Annotated in this window: 5 protein-coding genes and 1 pseudogene; 2 read left to right on the forward strand and 4 right to left on the reverse strand. The window is 69.2% G+C overall.

The genetic code is table 11. From position 1 onward, the window contains the following. The first annotated feature begins 115 nt into the window (after nucleotides 1–115). Together GCN81_RS18315 and GCN81_RS18320 are read left to right on the forward strand one after the other, a co-directional pair. Nucleotides 116–1648 carry a beta-ketoacyl-[acyl-carrier-protein] synthase family protein gene (locus GCN81_RS18315; protein WP_231626817.1) on the forward strand — a complete coding sequence of 511 codons (1533 nt, stop codon included), beginning with the start codon at nucleotides 116–118 and terminating at the stop codon, nucleotides 1646–1648. Nucleotides 1649–1785: 137 nt separating this feature from the next. Further along, nucleotides 1786–2217 (forward strand): annotated as a pseudogene (locus GCN81_RS18320) (aminotransferase class I/II-fold pyridoxal phosphate-dependent enzyme); the annotation flags it as partial. A 65-nt stretch (nucleotides 2218–2282) separates the two neighbouring features. Here the strand turns inward: GCN81_RS18320 and GCN81_RS18325 are convergent. From GCN81_RS18325 to clpB, 4 genes are all read right to left on the reverse strand, one after another. After that, nucleotides 2283–5054 carry a SpoIIE family protein phosphatase gene (locus tag GCN81_RS18325; RefSeq protein ID WP_156725715.1) on the reverse strand — a complete coding sequence of 924 codons (2772 nt, stop codon included), beginning with the start codon at nucleotides 5052–5054 and terminating at the stop codon, nucleotides 2283–2285. Between the two features lie 10 nt (nucleotides 5055–5064). Continuing rightward, nucleotides 5065–5232: a hypothetical protein gene (locus GCN81_RS18330; RefSeq protein ID WP_156725716.1), complete on the reverse strand. Its 168-nt coding sequence runs from the start codon at nucleotides 5230–5232 to the stop codon at nucleotides 5065–5067. 32 nt (nucleotides 5233–5264) lie between these two features. After that, nucleotides 5265–5804, reverse strand: coding sequence for a type III secretion system chaperone family protein (locus tag GCN81_RS18335; RefSeq protein WP_156725717.1), 540 nt, complete (start codon nucleotides 5802–5804; stop codon nucleotides 5265–5267). Between the two features lie 133 nt (nucleotides 5805–5937). Beyond that, complete coding sequence (gene clpB / locus GCN81_RS18340; RefSeq protein WP_156725718.1) at nucleotides 5938–8577, reverse strand: ATP-dependent chaperone ClpB; 2640 nt, start codon at nucleotides 8575–8577, stop codon at nucleotides 5938–5940. Nucleotides 8578–8754 lie beyond the last annotated feature (177 nt).

Consider the following 8754-nt stretch of genomic DNA (forward strand, 5'->3'; position numbering starts at 1 on the left):
GTTGGCGCGTGTGGATCACTGGTGAGATTCAGTTCTTACGCCCATGCCGTTCTGCGCTCTCACCAACACGCTTGCTACCGACTATTCGCCACCGGCCCTCGAAAGCAGCACTGACATGAGCCTGCCTGCGGATGTCTCCGCCGACAACTCCCCTCTCTTGCCGACCGAGTTTCAGGACGGTGACCGTGTCACCGTCTCCAGCAACTGCGGGCCGCCCCCCGGAGTGAGTACGTACACCCGGCGATGGGGCCGGTGGCACCAGAGCCTGGACCGCATGGGCGACCGCCCCCTGTCCGACACAGAGCTGCGTGGCCGGGCCGGTTCGGAGGGTGGCGTACTCGGCTACGAACCGCGCCCGCTCGCCCAGGCGCAGTCCAAGTCGGGTCGCAAGGTCGTGGTTACCGGACTAGGCGCGATAACCCCGCTGGGTGTGGGTGTGCACGACCTCTGGCAAGGGCTGCTGGATGGGCGCTGCGGTGTACGGTCCCTGGATCAACCGGAGTTCGCTGACCACCCCGTACGCATCGCCGCTACGGTGCCTGTCGACCCAGCCACCTTGCTCCCCCGTGCCCAAGCCCGGCGGATGAACCGCGCGGCGCAGTTCGCTGTGCTCGCCGCACGCGAGGCTTGGCAGGACGCCGGCTTCGAGTCTGCCGGCACCGCTGAGAGCGGACTGGACCCCGACCAGGTCGGGGTCAGCATCGGCACCATCATCGGAGGCGCACCCGCCCTCGTTGAGGGTGACCGCCGACTGCGTGACCGGGGGGTTCGCGCCGTATCTCCGCTGACTGCTCCCCTGACCGTACCGTCCCAGGCCGCATCCCAGATCTCGCTCGATCTCAACATCACCGGCGAGGCCCGCACAGTCGTCAGTGCCTGTGCTTCGGGAACCGAGGCGATCGGGCAGGCCGTGGACCGCATCCGGTACGGCAGGATTGATATCGCACTGGCTGGCGGCACAGAGGCCGTAATCACCCCGGCGGTGATGGCCTCCTTCTCTGCAATGCGAGCCTTGTCCACCCGCAACGACGAGCCTTCCTACGCCTCACGGCCGTTCGCCAAGAACCGCGACGGCTTCGTGCATGGTGAGGGTGCTGGCCTGCTCGTTCTGGAAGCAGAGGAGCACGCCCGAGCCCGCGGCGCACGTATCTACTGCGAGGCGGCCGGCTGGGGATTGTCCGCCGACGCCCACCACATCGCGGCCCCGGACCCCTCGGGGCGCGGCGTCGCACTGGCCATCCGCCGTGCCGTGGCTGACGCCGATGCCCACGCTGTGGACATCCTGCACTTCAACGCACACGCCACGGCCACGGTCGAGGGAGACCTTGCGGAAGCCGCCGCTCTGCGTGAGATCCTGGGCGACTCGGGCAACTACCCCGACGTCCCAATAACCGCGATCAAGGGGCATGTCGGCCACCTCCAAGGTGCTGCCGGAGGCGTGGAGGCCGTGGCCGCATCGCTGACACTCCACCACGGGGTCATGCCGCCCACAATCGGCTGCGACGACCCCGATGACGCCATCCCCCTGGATGTGGTCAAGACCCTGCCCCGCCCCCTGCCTACCGCCGGCGACCTGGCTCTCAGCAACTCCTTTGGCTTCGGCGGCCACAACGCGGTGCTGGCCCTACGCCGTTGTGTCAGGGAGTGAGCACGCGGAAGCCCGTCTGGTCGTCGTCTGCCTGGGATATGCGGAGTAGACCGTCGCCAACTCACCGGCGGCAGTGGTGCTGGAGTTGCCCCTGACGGGCCTGTTGCACGAGGTGCAAATGTGTGTACGAATACGGAGTGGGCTGGGTGACAGCGTCCCCGGCCCTGATCACGGCCGTACGCACCGCCAAGCAGTACCTCACCTACGTCTCGGCGGGCCCGTTCCAGTACGCCGTCGCGGAAGCCCTGCGCCTGCCCGCCGACTCCTTCGCGACCACCCGCGAAGACCTGCGCACCAAGCGCGACATCCTGTCCGAAGGACTCACCGCGGCGGGCTTCCAGGTCTTCCAGCCCCAGGGCACCTACTTCATCACCACCGACATCGCCGCACTCGGAGCGAAGGACGGCCTGGCCTTCTGCCGCGCACTACCGGAACGCTGCGGCGTCGTCGCGATCCCCAACACCGTCTTCTACGACGACCCGGACGCGGGCCGCACCCAAGTCCGCTTCGCCTTCTGCAAACGCGAGGACATCCTGCGCGAAGCCGCCGCACGCCTCCAGCGTTGGTGAGCCCCCCTGCCGCCGGCCGCTGGCCCCGAAGGACGTGAGACCGCCCCGGACCGACGGCCGCCGCCCTACGGCAGTGGCTGCTCGGCCCAGATGACCTTGCCGCCGGTGGTGTAGCGCGTGCCCCAGCGTTCGGCGAACTGGGAGACGAGGAACAGGCCGCGGCCGCCCTCGTCCGTGGCGGACGCGTAGCGGAGATGAGGCGAGGTGCTGCTGCCGTCGGACACCTCGCAGAACAGGCTGGAATCGACGCGGATCAGCCGGACGCCGATAGGGCTGCTGCCGTGGCGTACGGCGTTGGTTATCAGCTCGCTGAGCACCAACTCGGTCGTGAACGTCAGGTCATCCAGCCCCCACTGTTCGAGCTGCCGGGTGACGGCGCCGCGCATCTCCGGCACGGCCGCCGGGTCGTACGGCACGTCCCACTGGGCGACGTGTTCGGCGCCCAGCCGGTGGGTGCGGGCGACGAGCAGGGCGATGTCGTCGGTCTGACGGGTGAGCATCAGCGCGTCGAGCACGGCCGCGCAGGTCTCCTCGGGTGTCCGGCCGGGGTGGGCGAGAGCATCACGCAGCAGCCCAAGACCGACGTCGATGTCCCGCTCGCGGTGCTCGATGAGCCCGTCGGTGTAGAGGACCAGCCTGCTGCCCTCGGACAGTTGCAGTTCGGCCGTCTCGAAGGGCAGGCCCCCGAGGCCGAGGGGCGGACCGGCGGGCAGCTCGGGGAACTCCACCGTGCCGTCCGGGCGGACCAGCGCGGGCAGGGGGTGGCCCGCCCGCGCCAGGGAGCAACGGCCGGAGACCGCGTCGTAGATCGCGTAGAGGCAGGTGGCCCCCATGATCCCGTCGCCGCCGTTCGCCCCCGCGTCGTCCTGGGACATACGGTCGACCAGGTCGTCGAGGTGCCCGAGGAGTTCGTCCGGCGGCAGGTCCAGCGTGGAGAAGTTGTGGACGGCAGTACGGAGTCGGCCCATGGTGGCGGCGGCGTGCAGGCCGTGGCCGACCACATCGCCCACGACCAGCGCGATACGCGCGCCCGGCAGCGGGATGACGTCGAACCAGTCTCCGCCCACCCCGGCCTGCGCGGGCAGATAGCGGTAGGCGACATCGAGCGCGCCCTGCTGGGGCAGACCCCGCGGCAGCAGGCTGCGCTGCAGCGTCACCGCCATGGCGTGCTCACGGGTGTAGCGGCGGGCGTTGTCGATACACACCGCCGCATGGCCGACCAGCTCCTCGGCGAGGGACACGTCTTCGTCCTCGAAAGGCTCGGGCTTCTCCGAGCGCCAGAACGTGGCGACCCCCATGACGACGCCCCGAGCCCGCAGCGGGACCGTCATCATCGAATGGATTCCGTAGTCGACGATCGCCCGGGCGCGTTCGGGATCCTGCTGCTGCCAGCCGGAGAAGTCGGGCAGGTGAGCTTCGAGCGCCGGCTGCCCGGTTCCGAAGCCGAAGGCCTGCGGCGTGCTGGAGGCGAAGTCGATCAGCTCGCCCAGCGGGTACAGGGGGTGGTCATCCCGGGTGCCTCTGATGGCCGTACGACGCACCCCCGTGTCCACCGGCTCCTCACCGCGCAGGACGGAATCCACCAGATCGACCGAGGCGAAGTCGGCGAAACGGGGCACCGCGAACTCCGTGAGTTCCTCGGCCGTCCGCACCACGTCGAGGGTGGTGCCAACCCGTACGCCCCCCTCGTACAACAACCTCAGGCGTGACTGCGCCACCTCGGCCCTGCCGGAGAGCTCGCTCAGCTCGGTGGAGTCCCGCAGCGTCACGACCGTTCCGGGCTGCCCTCCGAAGCGGTCGATGGGGCGCTGATTGACGGCCAGCAGCCGGTCCCCGGCAGGATGCACCTCATCGGTGACGACGCTTCCCGAGGCGAGCAGGTGGGCGGTGCGCGGTTCGAGGCCCAGATCGGCGACATCCCGGCCCTCCGCGTCGTGGGGCAGGGCGAGCAGCCGGCGTGCCTCGTCGTTGGCGAGCAGCAGTCGGCCGTGGCCGTCCGTGATGAGCACGCCTTCGCGGACCGCGTGCAGAACCGCGTCGTGGTGCTCGTACATACGGGTCATCTCGACGGGGCCGAGGCCGTGGGTCTGTCGTCGCAACCGCCGGGTCACCAGCGCCGTCCCGGCCATGGACACGAGGAGCGCGCCGACTCCGACGCCGAAGACGAGTGGCAGCTGCCGGTCGACCAGACTGGTCACGCTGGCGACCTTGAGGCCGGCCGAGACCAGAGCCACGACCTCGCCGTCCGCGGCGGTGACGGGCACCGTCGCCTGCATCTCGTGGCCGAGGGGGCCCTGGACGCTCTCGATGAAGGTGCGGCCCTCCAGCGACGGTTCGATGGTGCCGACGAACCGCTCCCCGATGAGCTCCGGCCTGGGGTGGGTGTAGCGAATTCCGTTGGTGTCCATGACCACGATGAAGTCGACCTCGGCCTCCTTCCGCGCCCGCTCGGTCAGCGGCTGGAGCACCCTGGCGGGATCGGGCGACTGAACTACCTCCGGGAGCCCCGGCGCGTGCGCGAATGCCTGGGCGGCGGCGACCGAGCGGGCACGGGCCTCCCGGACGCTGTCGCTCCGCGACTGCAGGACGAGAGCCCACACCGCGCCGATGACCAACAGCAACAGGACTGCCACCTGCAGGATGAACACCTGCCCTGAGACAGTGCGCACGCTCAGTAGGTCCCGCCCCCACCGCCTTGACGGCTGAGGGGGGATCCCGTGCTCATGGTGAGCGTCCTGCTCGTGCCCCGAACTCGGACGCTTCCGTCGGCTGTGTGTACGCCAGCCGGTGTGTGACTGACCGGACGCCGCCCGGGATCGGCCAAAACGTCCGATCATATGCGTATTTCTACCACATGCTCCGGCGGCGCAGACTGCCACGCGGCCACGTGGCCACGCGGCCACGCAAGGGCGAAGGCCCGACCGGGTGCGGCAGGCCGAGCCCCACCACCGCGACCAGGAACCCCACCCTCACGAAGTAGCCGCCCGGAACGGCGAGGAGCCCGGCCGTGGTCACGGCCGGGCTCCTTGCCACAGGTCAGAACCCGCTCACTCCTCGTCAGGCTTCTCCGCCGAGTCGATCTCGTCGACCAGGCCCAGGTGCTCCACCAGCCAGCGGTCGAACTCGATCGCGGCCCGAACCCAGCTGACCGTCGAGGAGACGAAGTGCTCCAGGCTGACGCCGGTACCGATCAGCATCTGCGCCTCACCGATCAGCCGGACGGTGGTGGGACCACCCTCCTGCTCATGGGTGTGGCTGTAGACCTTGGGCCACAGGGTGCGGCGGTTCCAGTCGTCGATCGCGTCCAGGATCTGTGCCTTGGACTCGATCGCGTGCGGACGGTCGTAGAACGTACGCACGGAGAAGACCTGCTGGTCGTCCTCGCCACGGAACATGAAGTACGTGCGGAAGTTCTCCCACGGCGCCGCGAGGTCGCCCTCTTCGTCGACGACGTGCTTGAGCTCCATCTGGTCCAGGAGCTGCTTGACCAGATCCTGGTCCGGGACGACAGGGCCCGCCGGTCCTGAACCCTGCTGTGGGTCGGGCTGTGCCCCGAAATTGGGAATCGAGGACGGGTCGATGCTCACGTGCTTGGTCCCTTCGTACGGATTCCGCCATCCTCCCCCATGCCGGGCGGGGTCCCGCAACCCTGGGCGGGAAAAGGCCGACATTCAGCGCCAAGCCAAACCCGACCGGGCCCCGAGAGGTCCCGACACCGCCCTACAGCGTCTTCCCTGTCCCTGTCCCTGTCCCTGTCCCTGTCCCTGTCCCTGTCCCCGTAGCCGGACCCACCAGCAGCCCGTCCCCCGCCACATCCACCCGTACGGTGTCCCCGTCCCTGACCTCGCCCGCGAGGATCTCCTTGGCGAGCCGGTCGCCGATGGACGTCTGGATGAGGCGCCGCAGCGGCCGGGCCCCGTACGCCGGGTCATTGCCCTCCTCGGCCAGCCAGGCCAGCGCCGCCGGGGTGACGTCCAGGATCAGCCGGCGCTCGGCGAGCCGGGCGGCGAGGCGGTTGATCTGCAGCTCGGCGATATGCGCGAGCTCGTCCTGGTCGAGCGCCGAGAACACCACGAGGTCGTCGAGCCGGTTGAGGAATTCCGGCTTGAAGGAGGCTCGCACGACGTCGAGCACCTGCCGCTTCTTCTCGTCCTCGGAGGTCAGCGGGTCCATCAGATGCTGGCTGCCGAGGTTCGAGGTCAGGATGAGGATGGTGTTGCGGAAGTCGACCGTCCGCCCCTGCCCGTCGGTCAGCCGCCCGTCGTCGAGTACCTGGAGCAGGATGTCGAAGACCTCGGGGTGCGCCTTCTCCACCTCGTCGAGGAGCACGACGCTGTACGGGCGCCTGCGCACCGCCTCGGTGAGCTGGCCGCCCTCCTCGTACCCGACATAGCCGGGCGGCGCGCCGACCAGCCGGGCGACGCTGTGCTTCTCGCCGTACTCGCTCATGTCGATCCGGACCATGGCCCGCTCGTCGTCGAAGAGGAAGTCGGCGAGCGCCTTGGCGAGCTCGGTCTTGCCGACACCGGTCGGGCCGAGGAAGAGGAAGGAGCCCGTGGGCCGGTCCGGGTCGGCGATCCCGGCGCGCGTGCGTCGTACGGCGTCGGACACGGCCTGGACGGCCTGGCGCTGCCCGATGAGCCGCTTGCCGAGCTCCTGCTCCATCCGGAGCAGTTTCTGCGTCTCGCCCTCCAGGAGCCGTCCGGCCGGGATGCCGGTCCAGGACCCGACGACGTCCGCGATGTCGTCGGGACCGACCTCGTCCTTGACCATCGTGTCCTTGGCGACCTCCTCCTCGGCCGCCGCGGCTTCCTCCAGCTCCCGCTCAAGCCCGGGGATCTGGCCGTAGAGCAGCTTGGACGCGGTGTCGAAGTCACCGTCGCGCTGCGCCCGCTCGGCCTGTCCCCGCAGCTCGTCGAGCTGCTCCTTGAGCGCGCCCACGCGGTTGAGGGAGGTCTTCTCCTTCTCCCACCTCGCGGTGAGCCCGCGCAGCTCCTCCTCCTTGTCGGCGAGGTCGCGCCGCAGCTTCTCCAGCCGCTGCTGGCTGGCGGCGTCCGACTCCTTGCCGATCGCCAGCTCCTCCATCTTCAGCCGGTCGACGGCGCGCTGGAGCTCGTCGATCTCCAGCGGCGAGGAGTCGATCTCCATACGAAGCCGGGAGGCGGCCTCGTCCACGAGGTCGATGGCCTTGTCGGGCAGGAAACGCGAGGTGATGTATCGATCCGACAGCGACGCGGCGGCGACCAGGGCGTTGTCAGCGATCTGGACCTTGTGGTGGGCCTCGTACCGCCCCTTGAGCCCGCGCAGGATGGCGATGGAGTCCTCGACGCTGGGCTCGGCGACCAGCACCTGCTGGAAGCGGCGTTCCAGGGCGGGGTCCTTCTCGATCCGCTCGCGGTACTCGTCGAGCGTGGTGGCGCCGACCATACGCAGCTCACCGCGGGCGAGCATCGGCTTCAGCATGTTCCCGGCGTCCATGGCGGAGTCCCCACCGGCACCAGCCCCCACCACCGTGTGCAGCTCATCGATGAACGTGACGATCTGCCCGTCGCTCCCCTTGATCTCGGAGAGCACGGTCTTCAGCCGCTCCTCGAACTCGCCGCGGTACTTGGCACCAGCCACCATCGCCCCAAGGTCAAGCGAGACGAGCCGCTTGTCGCGCAGCGACTCAGGCACGTCCCCCTTGACGATCCGCTGCGCCAGCCCTTCGACGACGGCGGTCTTGCCCACGCCCGGCTCGCCGATCAGCACGGGGTTGTTCTTGGTCCGCCGGGACAGCACCTGCACGACCCGCCGGATCTCCTGGTCCCGCCCAATGACGGGGTCAAGCCTGCCCTCGCGCGCGGCGGCGGTGAGGTCCGTACCGAACTTCTCCAGGGCCTTGTACTGCCCCTCCGGGTCGGGGGTCGTCACCCGTCGCCCTCCCCTGCTCTTCTCGAACGCGTCCAGCAGCTTCTTCGCACTGGCGCCCTGCTGGGAGAGTACGTCCCCGACCTGCCCGCCCTTCGCGGCGAGCCCGATCAGCAGATGCTCGGTCGACAGATACTCGTCTCCGAGCTCCTTCGCGCGCTGCGCGGCGTCCGCGATGACGGCGAGCATCTCGCGGTTCGGCTGCGGCGGTGCGACAGTGGAACCGGTCACGCTGGGCAGTCCGGCGAGCACCCGCTCGGCGCCGGACCGTACGGCGGCCTGGTCGGCCTCGACGGCGGCCAGCAGATCGGTGATGTTCTCGTTGTCCTGCCCTTCGAGGAGGGCGAGGAGCAGATGCGCGGGGGTCAGATCCGGATGCCCTCCGGACACGGCCCGGCTGGTGGCCGCGTTGATCGCGTCCCGACTCCGGTTCGTCAGCTCGGCGTCCACAGTCCGCTCTCCTCCTCTGACTGACCTTGCTTGCTGAACTTACTGACTGACTCAACCAACATACACAAAGTTGAGCCTATTCCACTCAAGTCAGTACGCCAGCGGAGGCAACAGAGGCAGTGGAGGCAACGGCGACGAAGCTAACCCCGGACACACAAACGCACAGCGGCGCCACCG

This window comes from Streptomyces apocyni (genome assembly GCF_009739465.1).
Classification (GTDB): Bacteria; Actinomycetota; Actinomycetes; order Streptomycetales; family Streptomycetaceae; genus Streptomyces; species Streptomyces apocyni.

Excerpts from the sequence above, each read along its gene's own strand:
- GCN81_RS18315 (WP_231626817.1), top strand. The coding sequence starts at position 116 with ATGAGCCTGCCTGCGGATGTCTCCGCCGACAACTCCCCTCTCTTGCCG.
- GCN81_RS18325 (WP_156725715.1), bottom strand. The coding sequence starts at position 5,054 with ATGATCGGACGTTTTGGCCGATCCCGGGCGGCGTCCGGTCAGTCACAC.